Here is a 16003-nt window from a genome sequence, read left to right as displayed (position 1 = left end):
ACCTCCTGACATCTTTTATAGCTACAGCATACCTTGCAAAAAGAATTTTGTCAATTTTGTTTCGGAATTATGTCATATATATATCACATTGTTCCTGTATTATTCATGTTCTTTCTCCCTTAAAGTTCCTGCAGCTGTGCACACACACTCCGGAACCTTTCCGGCAATTCCTCTGCCGCCATCTGCTGCGGGACTTCAACGGTTCCTGCCTCTTTTGCGGTCTCATAAAACCAGCATTTATAGTCGAGTGTGTCCAGCGTTTTCTGCAGTTCCCGCATCTGCGCCTTTAAGATCTCGCGCTGACGGTAAAAAAGCTGCAGTCTCTCATTGATCGTCGAATCTCCCTGCGCTACGAGCGCAATGTACTCGCGGATATCCCGGATCGACATCCCGGACTTTTTCAGACAGTCGATGATCCTGAGCCACTCAATATCATCATCCTTGAACATCCGGATTCCACCGGACGTCCGCTCTACAGATGGAAGAAGTCCCTCTTTATCATAATATCGGAGCGTGGATGCCGGAACATGAAGCATCCTCGCCGTTTCTCCTACCGTATATGCCATGTTAATCTTCCTCTCCCGGTTCTTTATAATACTTTTCTATCTCTCAAACACAACCCAATACGTCCCCAGCACCTGCTCACACGGGATCTTTGCCGCATTTTCTGCGGTAAACGCTTCCTTCGGATACACGTTTTTTACATCTGTCGGATAGGCAGGGAGTGTCTTTCCGATGCTGACGCCGTGCGCATCGTTCTCCGTAAACTTCCAACGGAAGCTGCAGTCGCAGAATTCTTTGTTGTTTTCGATCTTTTCAGGCTTTCTCAGGATGATTTCATCTTCAATAAAATAGCAGCCCGCATTGTCCTTCTCCACTCCGTAAGCCATCACATCCTGTTCTACTTTCAAACTCTGCCTCCGTAAGTTTTATCGTTCCTGAACTTCTTTCCCGCTGAGATGTTCGATCTCGATCTCAAAGACCTGTGCCGCTCTTCCCGCCTGCGCGATCTCCTCATCCGCCAGTTTCTCATCCGGGTAATATTTCATCGCAAACCGTTTCAACAGGGCAAGCGTCTCCTCCCCCGTCTCAAGCAGGCGGCATCTGCCGAAGACGACCGTGCTCTGCATATACGGCGCCCATGCTTCCTCCCGGATCGTTTCATTTCCATAAACCGTGAAGCACACCTTGTCCGAAGCCCGCAGCGCATCGACCTTGTGTCCTGCGCGCGCGCCATGGAAATAGATCTTCTGCTCGTTTCTGTCGTAAAAATAGTTGACCGGGATCGCATACGGATAACCGTCATCCCCGTTTACCGCGAGAACACCGCGTCTGCTCTTCTCCAGAAGTGATTCTGCCGCATCAGCCGTAATTGCATTTTTCTTTTTCCGAATTTCCCTGAACATCTCTCTCCTCCATCTCCCGAATAATCTCTTTTTTCCATTTTCAGTCTCATCAGACTTTCCTGTACATATCTGCAAAAAGTCATGATTGTTTCCATAAAACATATTTTCCTCATTTTATCACATTACCGCCCTGACAACAATTATCAAAAAACCCGGATGACAAATTCTGAAATTCCAGTTAATATAGAATTATCGGAACTACTCCGTACTCTCCCAGTTACGGCCCTCTAAAAATCGAAATTGTTCCGCATCTTCACGATTACTGAAAATCATCCGACTCAAAAAAGGAATTTCTATATGGATCTCAGAATACTCCGCTACTTTCTCACAGTAGCCAAAGAACAAAGCTTCACAAAAGCCGCCGAACAGCTTCATATCACCCAGCCGACTCTCTCCAGGCAGTTAGCCGCGTTCGAGGAAGAGCTCGGCATTTCTCTCTTTAACCGGAACGGGCGGACGATCACCCTGACCGACGAGGGGATTCTCCTAAAGCGCCGCGCTCTCGAAATGCTGGATCTCGAAAAGCGGACTCTGGAGGAGCTGAAAGGGACCGAGGAAGTCATCGACGGCAGCGTCACGATCGGCTGCGGGGAATTCGCAGCCGTCGAGATCCTGGCAGAAATCTGCAAAGTCTGCCGTGAAAAATATCCGCTCGTACAGATCGCGATCCACACCGCCACGGCGGATACGGTCTACGAGATGATGAAAAAAGGTCTCGTGGACATCGGGATGTTCCTGGAACCTGTGGATACGGAAGGTCTCGACTACATCCGGATCCCGGAAAGTGACCACTGGGTCGTCGGGATGCGCCCGGACGATCCGCTCGCCGGGAAAGAATTCATCACAAAGCAGGATCTCCTCGGGAAACCGCTGATCCTCCCGGAGCGCACCGGAGTCCAGAGTGAGATCGCAAACTGGTTCGGAAAAGACTTCGATAAGCTCCAGATCGCATTCACCAGCAATCTCGGAACAAATGCCGGAGTCATGGCCTTTTACGGGCTGGGATACCCGGTATCTGTCGCCGGTGCGGCAAGATACTGGCGGCCTGACCTGCTCGTTCAGCGGAAACTCTTCCCAGAGATCACCTCTAGTACCGTGATCGCATGGCAGAGAAATCTGCCGAACTCCCATGCGGTCAACAAATTTATCGAGATCATCAGTTCCGTGGCCACTCATGATGCAGGAACTTCTCTGATTTCGTTAAATGCCTGCAAGGCATAAATCATGATTTGATATAGGTATTGGACATTCAAAAATCTTAGAACTACAATGGATGCATAAGAAGATCCATATCTTCTTTCTGCATCCTTTTTATTTACGCGAACTTGTTTTCACAGGAGGTAATTCAAATGGCAAAAAAATTAGTCGCATATTTCAGTGCAGGCGGAACAACAAAGAAAATTGCAGAGCAGATCGCAGAAGCAGGAAACGCTGATCTCTGCGAGATCACACCGAAGGTGGCATATACAACAGCAGATTTAAACTGGATGGACAAAAAATCCAGAAGCAGCGTGGAGATGAATGACAAGAAATTCAGACCGGAGATCGTAAAGGCAGATATCGATATGAGCGCTTATGATACCGTGATCCTCGGCTTCCCGATCTGGTGGTATGTCGCTCCGACAATCGTGAACACCTTCCTTGAGTCCTACGACTTTACAGGCAAGAAGATCGTCCTCTTCGCGACATCCGGCGGCAGCGGATTCGGCAACACAGTAAAAGAATTAAAACCGTCCGCACCTGGTGCAGAGATCGTGGAAGGAAAGCTTTTAAACAGAGCTTCCAGACAGGAGATCGCTGATTGGGTAAAATCCTTATAATAAAGCAGAAACCGGCTGCAGACTGACATGATCCAGGGTCATGCAGCCTGCAGTCGATCTGGAAATGGAGAAAAAACATGGCAAAAATTGTACAGACAGCAGGAAGAAACGCGCTGGGCGAATTTGCTCCCCAGTTCGCGCATTTTAATGACGATGTCCTCTTCGGAGAAAACTGGAACAACCAGGACATCGATGTAAAGACTAGAAGTATCATCACCGTTGTGGCACTCATGTCCTCCGGGATCACGGATTCTTCCCTCGTGTTCCACTTAAAGAATGCAAAAGCACACGGCGTCACCCAGAAAGAGATCGCTGCGATCATCACCCATGTGGCATTCTACGTCGGCTGGCCGAAGGGCTGGGCCGTCTTCAACCTTGCAAAAGAAGTATGGCAGATGAATGAAGGCGATCTTCCTTACAAGGACGAGGCCATGAGAGCCCATGCAAAGTCCATGATCTTCCCGATCGGCGCCCCGAATGACGCCTTCGCAAAATACTTCGTCGGTCAGAGCTATCTCGCACCGGTATCCACCAAACAGGTCGGTGTGTTCAATGTGACCTTCGAACCCGGCTGCCGCAACAACTGGCATATCCACCACGCAAAGAGCGGCGGCGGACAGATCCTTGTATGCGTGGCCGGACGCGGCTACTATCAGGAGGAAGGCAAAGAAGCCATCGAGATGAAGCCGGGCGACTGCATCAATATTCCGGCGGAAGTCAAACACTGGCACGGTGCCGCTCCGGATTCCTGGTTCTCCCATCTCGCCATCGAAGTTCCGGGCGAAGAGAACTCCAACGAATGGTGTGAGACCGTTTCTGATGAGGAGTACGGGAAACTGAAATAGGATGATCCCGCACTTTGCCGCATACAAGCGCTCACACTGCAAAGCGCCTGTTTGACAATCCGCTCTTTTTTCTCTATGATTTACACGCAGACAGTGTCTCCTGTTTTTGGAAACTCTGCAAAAATCTGACAGAAAAAGGACGTACAGTATGTTCGAAAAACTAAAATATTTCTCCACGATCTTCTTCGGTACTTTCATCATCGCCGTGGGAGTCTATTTTTTCATGAATCCGAACCACATTATCAGCGGGAGCATCACCGGACTCGCAGTAGTCCTCGTAAATTTCATTCCGCTGTCGCTCTCCGTCATGACTCTGATCTTAAACATCATCTGCATCATCCTGGCGTTTCTCTTTATCGATAAGACTTTCGGGACAAAGATCATCTTTATCTCCATCCTGCTCCCGGTACTTCTCTTCGTATTTGAAACCGCCTTCCCGGATCCGGGATCTCCGACGGGGAACATCGCCCTGGATGTAGTTGGTATGATCGTTGTGATCTGTTTCGGACAGGCGATCCTCTTCAACGCCAACGCGGCATCCGGCGGTCTCGATATTATCGCGAAGATCATGAACAAATATCTCCATCTGGATCTCGGACAGGCGATCATCATCGCCGGCATGGTGACGGTCGCGAGCTCCTATTTCGCCTACGATCTTCAGACCGTGATCATCGGTGCTCTGGCGACCTACTTCAGCGGTCTCGTGCTGGACTACTTTATCGATGAGTTCACCGGAAAGATCCGGGTGTGCGTGATCTCCGAACACAACGATGAATTCCGCCGCTATGTGATCGAGAATCTCCAGCGCGGCATCACTGTCTACACGGCCACCGGCGGCTACAGCGATGCCCAGAAGAGCGAGATCCTGGCGATCCTCACAAAGAAGGAATATGGTCAGTTTATGGACTATGTCCAGTCGAAAGATCCAAACGCGTTTGTCACGATCTCCAATGTAAAGCGCGTTGTCGGAAGCTGGAATACGCCGAAGAGACGGACGTACTTCTAAAAAAACCAATATTTCCCTTATTATCACGACAGTCGCCAAGTTCTCGCGCAAGCGCAGACTTTGGCTCGTTGTTCGCGTAAATCAAACAGGTCCGCACCGGTGATCTTCACCTGCGGACCTGTTTTTTATCAATCTGGATTTGTACGAAATCTTTCTATATAAAATCCCCGTCTTCAGTTTCCCGTTTAATTCAGGAAATTCTCGATGATCACGTTCTCCGCTTCTTCCTCGGTAAGTCCCAGAGTCCGGAGCTTTAATAACTGCTCATCGTTGATCCTTCCGATCGCCGCCTCATGGATGATTGCCGCGTTGAGATCACGCGCGCGGATCTCCGGGATCGAGCCGATCTCCGCATGGTCCATGATGATCGAGTCACACTGGATATGCGCCTGGCACTTGTTGTTGCCGACCGCCTTCGGGTGGAACGTCTGGACGGAATTTCCCTTTCCGACGGATCTGGAGATGATCTGTGCGGAGCTCTCCTCTCCGTTTAAGCGGACCTCGATGTTGGACTCCGCCGTCTGCTCTCCCTCGGTCATCAGGCGTTCAATCACATACAGTCTGGAGTTTTTCTCCATCTCGACAAGCGTCTCGCGGACTGTGGAGTCAACGCCCTTGATCTGCGCCGTATCCAGCGTAAATACGGAGTTTTCTCCCACATAGATATTCGTCACCGGATTCAGCACACGACCGCCGGTCCCGTTTCCCTCTCCGTAATGCTTTTCCTGATAACAGACATTCGCGTTCTTTCCGACATGGAAGGTATGGATCCCGTCATGACGGCTCTCATTGCAGCCGCTGTTGTGGATCCCGCATCCCGCAACGATCGTCACGTCCGCGCCATCTGCGATGTAAAAATCATTATATACAAGATCCGTCATGCCGGAAACGCTGACAACGACCGGAATATAGACCTTCTCGCCCTTTGTCTCGCCGTCGATATAGATATCGATCCCCGGCTTGTCCGTCTTCTTTTTGATCTTGATGTGCTCACTGTCCCCGTGGCAGATGGAAGTTCCGTTCTGACGCAGGTTGAAAGCGCCTTTCTGGGAAAATCCATTGTCATTGATGACTTTCAATACTTCTTCTACTACATGATCCAGCTCTACCATTACGCTCTCACCCCCGCTTTTCCTGCACATGTATGACATTTATCGAGACCGTTCAGGCACGGAAGGACATCTTCTCTGAGACCTTCCGCCTTGATCTTTCCATCATCGATCACCATGATCCGGTCCGCCATGCTGATGATCTTCTCCTGGTGGGAGATCACGATCAGACTCTGTTTTTTCTCTTTGTGGATCTCCTCGAATTTATGGATCAGCATGGAAAAGCTCCAGAGGTCGATCCCGGCTTCCGGCTCATCAAAAATACATAAGGTATGTTCCTTCGCAAGAACTGTCGCGATCTCGATCCGTTTCATCTCGCCGCCGGAGAGCGTTCCATCGATCTGGCGGTTTAAATATTCCTCCGCGCAGAGTCCGACATCCGATAATAACTTACAGCACTCGACATCTGACATTTCTCTTCCTGCTGCCAGTGCGAGAAGTCTCTGCACCGTCATTCCCTTAAATCTCGGCGGCTGCTGGAACGCGTAGCCGATCCCGGCATTCGCACGGTGGTTGATATCGTAATCCGTGATATCCTCCCCGTTTAAAAAGATCTTTCCGCTCTCCGCCTTCTCGATCCCGATCAGGACCTTCGCCAGCGTAGACTTACCGCCGCCGTTCGGTCCCGTGATCACCAGCATTTCTCCATCGTCCACCTGGAAAGAAATATGATCCAGGAGACATTTTTTCGTCCCGTTATCCTCCACATGGAGGACTAAATTTTCTGCTTTTAACACAATTTCACCTCTCTGTATCTATGCCCCCGTACTCTGACAATCTCTCATTTTTCTCCAGTCACGAATACCGCTGAGTTTTGTTAAATTCTATTTTCCGGTAGGTATGAGTGTATTATAGCGCAAAATTATCAATTTCGCCATCAAATTATAGGATTCTCCGGATGTTCCTCTTTTTATACATGTTCTGTTTCACGGAATTTTTTCATTCCAGATTCCAAAATTTGTTATCCCGACCTTCCTCTGATATTTGCCACATCCGCTGTCATTCCATGTGCTGAAACTATGACAGGCGGCCTCTCTATTCCATTTTCACCGTCTCCCGCAGATCAAATTGCTTTTTCGCATGTTCTATGATAGACTGTCTCTTACACGCACAAATGTATTTGTGAAAAAAACACGAGGAGACTATATTATGAATCATAAACGCAGTTCGTTCTCCGGAAAACTCGGTTTCGTCTTATCGGCGGCGGGCGCATCCGTGGGACTGGGAAACATCTGGCGTTTCCCGTATCTCGCCGCGAAATACGGAGGCGGGATCTTCTTACTGATCTATATCATCCTGGCGCTGACCTTCGGCTACACGATGATCATGGCGGAGACCTCCTTAGGGCGCATGACGAAAAAAAGCCCGGTCGGAGCCTACGAATCCTTTGGAAAGTCAAAACTCCTGTCCGCCGGCGGCTGGATCAACGCCGTGATCCCGATCCTGATCGTGCCGTACTATTCCGTGATCGGCGGCTGGGTCATCAAATACCTGTTTGAGTATCTTCTGGGACACGGACAGGCACTCGCGGCTGACGACTATTTCTCCGGCTTTATCTCCAACGGATTTTCCGCGGAGATCTGCTTCCTGATCTTCACCATGTTCACAGTTGTGATCATCTACATGGGTGTCCGGAACGGGATCGAGCGAGTCTCAAAATTTATGATGCCGATCCTCGTGATCCTCTCCGTGATCATCGCGGTCTACTCCGTGACAAGACCGGGCGCGATGGCAGGCGTGAAATATTTCCTGGTTCCAAACCTCGAAAACTTCTCCTGGATGACCGTCGTCTCCGCGATGGGGCAGATGTTCTACTCCCTGTCGATCGCGATGGGAATCCTCGTCACGTTCGGCTCCTATATGAAAAAGGACACCTCGATCGAGGATTCGACGAAAAATGTTGAGATCTTTGACACTGCGATCGCGATCATGGCCGGACTCATGATCATTCCGGCCGTCTTTGCCTTCTCCGGCGGCGACCCGGATACTCTCCAGGCTGGACCTTCCCTCATGTTCATCACACTTCCGAAGGTATTTGCGGGCATGGGATTCGGAACAGGCACAGGGATCCTGTTCTTTCTCCTCGTCCTGTTTGCGGCGGTCACAAGCTCCATCGCCCTGACCGAGAGCGCCGTATCCACCTTCGAGGATGAGCTGCACTGGAGCCGGAAAAAAGCGACCGTCTTTATGACCGTTGTCATGATCTTTCTCGGAACACTCTCCTGCCTCGGATATGGTCCGCTGGCGGACATTACCGTGATCGGAATGCAGTTCCTTGATTTCTTCGATTTTCTGACCAACTCCGTCATGATGCCGATCGCAGCGATCGCGACCTGCCTGCTCGTATCGAGAGTCATCGGTGTGGAAAAGATCGAGAACGAAGTTACCGAGGGCGGCCACCCGTTCAAGCGGAAAGCCATCTTCCAGTTCATGATCAAATACCTCTGCCCGATCTTTGCCGCGATCATTCTTGTGAGCTCCGTGGCGAATGCGTTTGGGTGGATCTCGATGTAACCGTAAAAAGAAAGAGCCGTGCCATTCTCGTCGGATGACATGACTCTTTCTTTTTCTATATTTTTCTGACATTCCGCGAAATTCTTTTTCCGTGAATTTTTTGCGAAACTGCTTTTCATCGCCTTCCAATGAATTTTCTGAACATGATGTACAGATTTCCGGACTATCCGTTTTCCCTACTCCTCCGGCTCCTTACATACATCCACCCAGCCTTTCGCACCGGCGACTTTCTCCAGCTCCGGGATCGTGAGTTTTACCGCGCTGTGGTCGTTTCCGGCTGCCGGGTAAACGGCCGTAAACTGCTTTAAACTCTCGTCCAGATACACCGTGATCCCGTCATTGATCCCGAACGGGCACACGCCGCCCGGCGCATGGCCGATCTTTTCTTCCACTTCATCAAACGGGATCATCTTCGCCTTCACATGAAAGGTTTCTTTGTATTTATGGTTATCAATCTTTGCGGTTCCTTCCGTCAGGATCAGGACCGGCGCGTCTCCCTGTAAAAATGACATCGTCTTCGCGATCATTCCCGGTTCTACGCCAAGCGCCTCCGCCGCCTCTGCGACCGTTGCTGTCGAATCTGCAAGTTCGATCACATGATCCAGAAAACCTTTTTTATCAAGATCTGCTTTTGCTTTTTCTAATGACATGATGTGTTTCCTCCTTTGCAAGCTGTCCCTATTCTACCACGTTTCACCGAAAATGGTGAAAAAAACTGCCGTCGATGGCAGCATATGATCTGTCACCAACAGCAGTCTTTCTTACATACACATCGATCAGATATCAAACACCCCGAGCATCACGATCCCGACCACAACCAGTGCGATCATCGCATAGTGTTTCCAGGAAAGCTTCTCTTTCAGGAAGATCCGGCTCCATACGACTGACGCGACGCAGTATGCGGAGATGATCGGCGCGGAGATCGCTGCGTGGACCGTGTCGGAGAGTGCGAAGATATACGCGAACTGACCGGCTGTCTCGCAGAGAGCTCCGAGATATTTCGGACCTTCCTGGGCAGCTGTGAACTTCTGTTTCTTAATGAAACCGACGTAGATGATGCAGCAGAAAGCCGCAAACAGGAATGTCAGCTCGTAGGCGCTGTTTGCCGCGGACGCAGCGTAGGAAGAGCATTCCTCTGCCGTTGCGAACATTCCGGCCGCCTCCGCCTCTCCTGCGAGCTTGTCGAGCACCATGGTGTCCGCGAAGGTACCGGCCGCATCGAGCAGACAGTACGCCACCGGCAGAAACAGCGCCAGCCAGGACTTCGCATACTTATAATTGGACGCAGCCTGGCGCTCCCGGCGCAGTTCATCATCTTCCCTCGACTCAACAATACCAAGCCCGATCACGCCGATGCACACGAGAGCCACCGCTCCGATCACCGCAAGACGCATGTTCCCCTCGATCGCATCGTCCAGGGTACCCGTTAAGAAGCAGAGCACCGCAACGAGAGCGCCTGAGGAGTTGCAGATCGGTGAGGAGATCGAAAGCTCAATGTACCTCAGACCGATGTAACCAAGCGTCATAGACGAGATATAGAGCAGGGATACCGGCAGATACACCATGGCGATATGCCATGTTACCACCGTACCTCCTACAAAGATCGTATAAAGTGCATGTACTCCCATCACAATTCCGACGGCAATAACCATCTTTAAGTGGGCGTACTTATCATTTCCGCGGCAACCGATCTTTGAAAACAGATCCGAGCCACTCCAGCACAACAGTGCTGTCAGTGCAAGCCAAAACCACATATGCTTTTTCTTCCCTCTTTTCGTATTTGCCCGAAATGGACCTGCTTATTATATATCCGATTCCCGGTTCGCGCAAGGGAATTACCTGAGAGGTTTTGTCAACACTTAACACCCAAATAACTTCGCAGTCTTCTCCATCCGCTCCGCGATCGGAACTCCGAACGGACAGCGGGATTCGCAGGCATGACAGCCGATGCACTCAGATGCCTTATGGTCCAGGAGTTCATAGTGGGACTGGATCGTCGCCGGGACCTCCGGCTGCATGGTCGCCAGATCATAAAATTTGTTGATCATGGCAATGTCCAGATTTGCGACACACGGCTTGCAGTGTCCGCAGTAGGTGCACTCCCCGCGGTAGGAGTGAAACGGCGCGTTCGCAAGCACGGACGCATAGTCTTTCTCTTCCTCAGAAGCCGTCTCGTATCCTGCTGCCGCATCCACCTGTTCCTTCGTGTCATACCCGCACATGATGGAACAGACACCCGGTCTTGTGAGCGCATAGTGAATACACTGCACCGGAGTCAGACAGACGCCGAACGGGGAACGTTTCGCATCGAAGAGTCTTCCGCCCGCAAATCCTTTCATGACCGTGATCCCTACATCGTGCTCCTCACATGTCTTGTAGAGTTTTGCACGGTCCGGATCTGTCCCTTTCAGCCCTGCATCAAACTCATCCGCGAACATTGTGTCGATATTTTCACTCGCCGGCAGCATGTCAAACGCCGGATTGATGCTGAAGAGGATCATCTCCACATAGCCGGATTCCGCCGCTTTCATCGCAACCTTCGGGTTGTGGGAGCTCATTCCGATATGGCGGATGATGCCTTTTTCCTTTAATTCCATCACATAGTCCAGGTAGTCAGAATGCTGGATCTTCTCCCATTCTTCCTCAGAGTCCACGTAGTGGATCATGCCGAGATCGATGTAATCGGTCTGCAGTCTCTTTAAAAGGTCCTCAAAAGCCGGGCGAACGTATTTCATGTCTCTCGTGCGGAAATACTGGTTGTCCTTCCAGGTTGATCCGATATGTCCCTGAATGAACCACTGGCTGCGGTTCTCTTTAATCCCTTCACCGATGATATTTCTTGATTTCGGGTCCGCCATCCAGCAGTCCAGGATGTTGATCCCCTTTTTCGATGCATATTTGATCAGCTCGATGCTCTCTTCCTCCGGATGGCGCTCAAGCCACTCGCCGCCAAAGCCGATCTCACTCACCATCAGACCTGTTTTCCCCAATCTCCTTGTTCTCATCTGTCTCTCTCCTTTTTCATATCCCATAATTTTTTTCTGACTCATTTCCTTCGTTTTCACATTCCTGTCCGGCAAAATTTCCTGCAATAACGCAGTGGGATTTGCAGATATTCCCCCACAGGATCTTACCTGCATCCTTGTATGGCGAGTTTTATTGAAACGCCCCCGGCCCATCGCTCTCCGACACGAATCTGGCGAGTTTTACGGCTCCGTTTCCTTTTTTGTCGACCGCATAAAAGGTATAGGTTCCTTTTTCCGTGATCTGAAATGCCGCGGTATCTTTGTCATTCACCGTAAACGGCGTTCCTTCCACCGTCCCGTTCGCAAATTCCTCCGCCGTGTGCTCTCCCTTTGCATAGAGAAGTTTGTCGAGATCCCCATCGATGTCGATAACGCGCACGGTCAGATAATTTCCTCCATTCCTGCTCGAGGTCTGCATCTCGATATGAGGTGCCGTCCCATTTTCCGGTCTCGTTCCGCCGTTCTGGAATCCCTTTCTTGAGAGCGTGCTGATATCGTAGGATAATGCCGCTCCGACATTCAGCATTCCGCCGGAAACCGTCACGTCTTTCAGGCTCTCCATCGGCGTCACCGTGGACATCAGGATCTCCTTCACGTCTGCGACTCCGATCCCGTCAAAATGGGAATAGACCATCGCCGCTGCACCGGATACCATCGGCGCAGCCATGGAAGTACCGCTCATGTAACCATATGTATTTCCCGGCGTTGTGCTCAGGATATAGCTTCCCGGAGCCGCGAGATCCACCGTTTTCTTTCCATAGTTCGAACTTGCGGAGAGCGTTCCGTCGATACTTAGATTCGCGACAGAAATGATATTGTCGAGATCATAAGCCGCCGGATAAAACGGGATCGCATCCGTGTCAACTCCCTTTCCGGTCTTCGGATTTCCGTTTCCTGTCGCCACAACAAAGAGCATACTGGAATTCTTCATCGCCTCATACAGCGCCTTGTCATCCACCGTCGATGTCAGGCTCAGGTTGCAGATCACGGCTCCATTGTCCTCCGCATACCTGATCGCCTTGATGACTGCTGCCGTGCTCCCTCCGCCGTCCGTGCCTCCTAGTACCTTCAGCGCCATCACGCGCACCCGGTTTCCGGGAACGATCCCGGCAATTCCGATCCCGTTTCCCGTCCCGGCACTGATCGTCCCGGCTCCGTGGGTCCCGTGGCTGTCCTCTTCCCCGGTGAAGATCTGGTTGTTGTTATTATAAAAATTCCATCCGTAGACATCGTCCACATATCCGTTCCCATCGTCATCGATCCCATTTCCCGGGATCTCATCCGTGTTCACCCACAGGGTATCCTTCAGATCTTCATGCGTGTAGTCGATGCCCGTATCGATCATCGCGACGATCGTATCATGATTTCCGTTTCCGTACGTCTTCCATGCCTGCTCCAGGTTGATATCCACGCCGGATACCGCCTGGCGCTTTTTCACCTCCACAAGAGTTCCCAGAAGCTCCGCATTCTCCGTCGGCTGTCCGAACGGATCCGAATACACCGGATACTTCCTCATCTCCTCCGCTGCAAAGGAACCGTCATTGAAAAAAGCCCACTGTTCCAAGGCGGACGGGTCATTCGTCTGAATCTTTTCCGAGGCGAAAGCCATAAGCGGCTGCCCCGATGAGGCGAGCAGGGCTGTCGCCAGGATTCCCGCCGCGATTTTAGAAATTTCTCTTTTCTTTTTCAAATATTTCTGCTGCATATCCACTCTCTTTTCTGGTCACAGTACACAGACACTCCATGCCCGCGCACTGTAACAGGATTTTGCCGATGCTTCGCATTCCGAATCGGCAAAATCCGCGGTCACAACGTTATCATACTCAAACCAATGTTTATTCTACCAGATATTCTTGTATTTTCTATGAACTTTTTTGTTTTTAGGTAAATGCAGCGCCAAATACGGTCTAAAAAGAAAAGGCAGAACAACATCTTCCGATATCATTCTACCTCTGTATTTCATTTTCCGGTTGTCTCGATCCACCGACTGCAATTTCGCGGAATCCTGTCGATCCGGATCAGGCTGTTACAGCTCCGCCGGTCCCTGACCATTGTCCGATCCATGCTGACCGTTCTGAGTTTCTGCTGTCTTCTGCTCCGGATCCTGCGGCATCACGCTGTTTCCATCCTGCACCGGATTCTGAACCTGCTCAGCTGCCGGCTGTTCAGATCCCGCTGCCATCTCCGGCTGCCTGTTCCCGTTCTCTGCAGACTCAACAGTCTCAGCGCTCTCGCCGCCCATCCGGCTGTGATCGTCCTTCTGGCCTTCCTCCGGCTCCGGGATTCCCTTGACCTCACGGAAGATCTTCATGAATTCCTTGCCGGTGATCGTCTCTTTCTCGATCAGGAATGCTGCGATCTTATCCATCACATCCCTGTTTTCAGAGAGAAGACGTTTCGCCTCCGCATAGGCCTCTTTTAACATCTTCATGACTTCCGTATCGATCTCGGCAGCTGTCGCATCACCGCAGTTCATCACGGTGCGTCCGGTCAGATACTGGTTTTCCTGCGTCTCAAGACCCATCAGACCGAATTTATCCGACATTCCGTACTGGGTAACCATCGCTCTTGCGACTCTTGTCGCCTGTTCAATATCATTTGCCGCTCCGGTCGTCACGGTATCAAAGACGATCTCCTCCGCCGCACGTCCGGCAAGAGAGACAACGAGCATTGCCTCGAGCTCTTTCTTCGTATTTAAGAATTTCTCTTCTTCCGGAACCTGCATCACATATCCCAGCGCGCCCATTGTTCGCGGAACGATCGTGATCTTCTGGACCGGCTCTGCATCCTTCTGGAGAGCGGTTACAAGCGCGTGTCCGACCTCATGGTAGGAGACGATCCGGCGCTCCTCTTTGCTCAGGATCCGGTCTTTCTTCTCTTTACCGACAAGGACAAGTTCCACTGCCTCGAAGAGATCTTTCTGGGAGACAGCCTGACGACCGTTCTTGACCGCATTGATCGCTGCCTCGTTCATCATATTCGCAAGGTCCGCACCGACGGCGCCGGAAGTCGCAAGGGCGATCTCCTCGAAGTCTACCGTCTCATCCAGACGCACATCCTTCGAATGTACTTTCAGGATGCTCACACGACCTTTCAGGTCCGGCTTATCGACGATGACACGCCGGTCAAAACGACCCGGTCTTAAAAGCGCCGGATCCAGGATCTCCGGACGGTTTGTCGCTCCGAGGACGAGAAGTCCCTTGGAGGAATCAAATCCATCCATCTCGGAGAGGAGCTGGTTTAAGGTCTGTTCTCTCTCATCATTTCCGCCGAAACGGCTGTCACGGCTGCGTCCGATCGCATCGATCTCATCGATAAAGATGATACACGGGGCGGACTGCTGTGCCTGTTTGAAGAGGTCGCGGACACGGGACGCACCCACGCCGACGAACATCTCAACGAAATCGGAACCGGAGAGGGAGTAGAACGGAACGTGCGCCTCACCGGCTACCGCCTTTGCGAGCAGTGTTTTACCGGTTCCAGGAGGACCCACGAGGAGCGCTCCCTTCGGCAGTTTTGCACCGATCTTTGTATATTTCTGCGGGTTGTGCAGGAAATCGACGATCTCCACAAGGGATTCCTTCGCCTCATCCTCACCTGCAACATCCGCGAACGTGACTCCGGTCTCCTTCTGGACGTAGACCTTGGCGTTGCTCTTTCCGACGCCCATCATTCCTCCGCCGCCCATCCGGCTGTACATCATATAGAGAAGTCCGATCATCAGTGCCGACGGAAGTACCCATCCCATCAGGAAATTCAGGATGCTGGCACTCGTACTCGTATCTTCTGCCACCACATGGACTCCGTTGGAGTCTAAAAGACGCTCCGCAAGTTCAGAGTCCGGAATTCTCACTGTATAATACTGGATAAAACGTGAAAGCTTTGTGGAAGAAGTCTTTGGCGTTAAATAGATCCTGTTGCCGGAGATCTTCGCCGTATCGATCTCTCCCTCTTTCAAGTATTCCACAAACTCCTCATACCCGAGTTCCTGGGTCTGGTTTTTGCGGACCATGTTGTTCATGACGGTCACAGCGATCAGCGTGATCACGAGGATCAGGGCGAGAACCCCGATATTCTGTCCGCTGGGCCGCTTTCTGTTCTGATTGTTGTTGTCCATTTATCTTCTCCACTTCTTTAGCGCATATATCACCTTTTGGGGACATTGCCCGCATTCTGTGATATAAAATTATAACTATTGTAACTGTTCAAATAGTTATACCTAATCATTATAATTTGAGTTTCCCCATAAGGCAATAAAAAAAGTATGAAATTTACGT

At 50.9% G+C, this 16003-nt stretch carries 15 protein-coding genes; 5 read left to right on the top strand and 10 right to left on the bottom strand.

The window, feature by feature from the left end; all coding sequences use genetic code 11:
* Positions 1-119: 119 nt before the first annotated feature.
* Genes GPK90_RS14240 through GPK90_RS14230 form a run of 3 tightly spaced genes read right to left on the bottom strand, consistent with a single transcriptional unit; the run spans position 120 to position 1406 of the window.
* Positions 120-566 (bottom strand): MerR family transcriptional regulator, encoded by a 447-nt coding sequence (locus GPK90_RS14240; RefSeq protein WP_215703290.1) that lies wholly within the window; start codon positions 564-566, stop codon positions 120-122.
* A 36-nt stretch (positions 567-602) separates the two neighbouring features.
* A complete protein-coding gene (locus tag GPK90_RS14235; RefSeq protein ID WP_215703289.1) occupies positions 603-911 on the bottom strand; it encodes a hypothetical protein in 309 nt (102 codons plus the stop codon).
* Positions 912-929: 18 nt separating this feature from the next.
* Positions 930-1406, bottom strand: coding sequence for a pyridoxamine 5'-phosphate oxidase family protein (locus GPK90_RS14230; protein WP_118530832.1), 477 nt, complete (start codon positions 1404-1406; stop codon positions 930-932).
* Positions 1407-1703: 297 nt separating this feature from the next.
* Here GPK90_RS14230 and GPK90_RS14225 point away from each other — a divergent pair, with 297 nt between their 5' ends.
* From GPK90_RS14225 to GPK90_RS14210, 4 genes are all read left to right on the top strand, one after another.
* Complete coding sequence (locus GPK90_RS14225; protein ID WP_215703288.1) at positions 1704-2627, top strand: LysR family transcriptional regulator; 924 nt, start codon at positions 1704-1706, stop codon at positions 2625-2627.
* Between the two features lie 128 nt (positions 2628-2755).
* Positions 2756-3226, top strand: a complete 471-nt coding sequence (locus tag GPK90_RS14220) for a flavodoxin (RefSeq protein ID WP_118530631.1) — start codon at positions 2756-2758, stop codon at positions 3224-3226.
* Positions 3227-3303: 77 nt separating this feature from the next.
* Positions 3304-4071, top strand: coding sequence for a carboxymuconolactone decarboxylase family protein (locus GPK90_RS14215; RefSeq protein ID WP_215703287.1), 768 nt, complete (start codon positions 3304-3306; stop codon positions 4069-4071).
* 148 nt (positions 4072-4219) lie between these two features.
* Complete coding sequence (locus tag GPK90_RS14210; RefSeq protein ID WP_142412160.1) at positions 4220-5077, top strand: YitT family protein; 858 nt, start codon at positions 4220-4222, stop codon at positions 5075-5077.
* A 185-nt stretch (positions 5078-5262) separates the two neighbouring features.
* Here GPK90_RS14210 and GPK90_RS14205 read toward each other — a convergent pair whose 3' ends face one another.
* Complete coding sequence (locus tag GPK90_RS14205; RefSeq protein ID WP_486463674.1) at positions 5263-6180, bottom strand: SufB/SufD family protein; 918 nt, start codon at positions 6178-6180, stop codon at positions 5263-5265.
* Between the two features lie 8 nt (positions 6181-6188).
* Entirely contained in the window at positions 6189-6923 is a 735-nt protein-coding gene (locus tag GPK90_RS14200) for an ABC transporter ATP-binding protein (RefSeq protein WP_118321263.1), read from the bottom strand.
* A 412-nt stretch (positions 6924-7335) separates the two neighbouring features.
* On the opposite strand from GPK90_RS14200, the gene GPK90_RS14195 reads away from it, so the two are divergent.
* Complete coding sequence (locus GPK90_RS14195) at positions 7336-8700, top strand: sodium-dependent transporter (protein ID WP_118530625.1); 1365 nt, start codon at positions 7336-7338, stop codon at positions 8698-8700.
* Positions 8701-8876: 176 nt separating this feature from the next.
* On the opposite strand, the gene GPK90_RS14190 is transcribed toward GPK90_RS14195, so the two are convergent.
* From GPK90_RS14190 to ftsH, 5 genes are all read right to left on the bottom strand, one after another.
* Entirely contained in the window at positions 8877-9350 is a 474-nt protein-coding gene (locus GPK90_RS14190; RefSeq protein WP_215703285.1) for a YbaK/EbsC family protein, read from the bottom strand.
* 126 nt (positions 9351-9476) lie between these two features.
* Positions 9477-10454: an EamA family transporter gene (locus GPK90_RS14185; RefSeq protein WP_118530621.1), complete on the bottom strand. Its 978-nt coding sequence runs from the start codon at positions 10452-10454 to the stop codon at positions 9477-9479.
* A 105-nt stretch (positions 10455-10559) separates the two neighbouring features.
* Entirely contained in the window at positions 10560-11705 is a 1146-nt protein-coding gene (locus GPK90_RS14180) for an aldo/keto reductase (RefSeq protein WP_118298653.1), read from the bottom strand.
* Between the two features lie 151 nt (positions 11706-11856).
* Positions 11857-13431 (bottom strand): S8 family peptidase, encoded by a 1575-nt coding sequence (locus tag GPK90_RS14175; RefSeq protein WP_215703284.1) that lies wholly within the window; start codon positions 13429-13431, stop codon positions 11857-11859.
* Between the two features lie 321 nt (positions 13432-13752).
* Complete coding sequence (gene ftsH / locus GPK90_RS14170) at positions 13753-15843, bottom strand: ATP-dependent zinc metalloprotease FtsH (protein ID WP_215703283.1); 2091 nt, start codon at positions 15841-15843, stop codon at positions 13753-13755.
* Positions 15844-16003: the final 160 nt, after the last annotated feature.

The organism is Clostridium sp. MCC344, assembly GCF_018785365.1.
In the GTDB taxonomy this organism is placed as follows: Bacteria; Bacillota; Clostridia; order Lachnospirales; family Lachnospiraceae; genus Pilosibacter.
This window is presented reverse-complemented; position numbering and strand designations above follow the sequence as displayed.

Coding starts and splice junctions, on each gene's coding strand:
- GPK90_RS14240 (WP_215703290.1), bottom strand. CDS start 566: ATGGCATATACGGTAGGAGAAACGGCGAGGATGCTTCATGTTCCGGCA.
- GPK90_RS14230 (WP_118530832.1), bottom strand. CDS start 1,406: ATGTTCAGGGAAATTCGGAAAAAGAAAAATGCAATTACGGCTGATGCG.
- GPK90_RS14225 (WP_215703288.1), top strand. CDS start 1,704: ATGGATCTCAGAATACTCCGCTACTTTCTCACAGTAGCCAAAGAACAA.
- GPK90_RS14220 (WP_118530631.1), top strand. CDS start 2,756: ATGGCAAAAAAATTAGTCGCATATTTCAGTGCAGGCGGAACAACAAAG.
- GPK90_RS14215 (WP_215703287.1), top strand. CDS start 3,304: ATGGCAAAAATTGTACAGACAGCAGGAAGAAACGCGCTGGGCGAATTT.
- GPK90_RS14210 (WP_142412160.1), top strand. CDS start 4,220: ATGTTCGAAAAACTAAAATATTTCTCCACGATCTTCTTCGGTACTTTC.
- GPK90_RS14195 (WP_118530625.1), top strand. CDS start 7,336: ATGAATCATAAACGCAGTTCGTTCTCCGGAAAACTCGGTTTCGTCTTA.
- GPK90_RS14190 (WP_215703285.1), bottom strand. CDS start 9,350: ATGTCATTAGAAAAAGCAAAAGCAGATCTTGATAAAAAAGGTTTTCTG.
- GPK90_RS14185 (WP_118530621.1), bottom strand. CDS start 10,454: ATGTGGTTTTGGCTTGCACTGACAGCACTGTTGTGCTGGAGTGGCTCG.
- GPK90_RS14180 (WP_118298653.1), bottom strand. CDS start 11,705: ATGAGAACAAGGAGATTGGGGAAAACAGGTCTGATGGTGAGTGAGATC.
- GPK90_RS14175 (WP_215703284.1), bottom strand. CDS start 13,431: ATGCAGCAGAAATATTTGAAAAAGAAAAGAGAAATTTCTAAAATCGCG.
- ftsH (WP_215703283.1), bottom strand. CDS start 15,843: ATGGACAACAACAATCAGAACAGAAAGCGGCCCAGCGGACAGAATATC.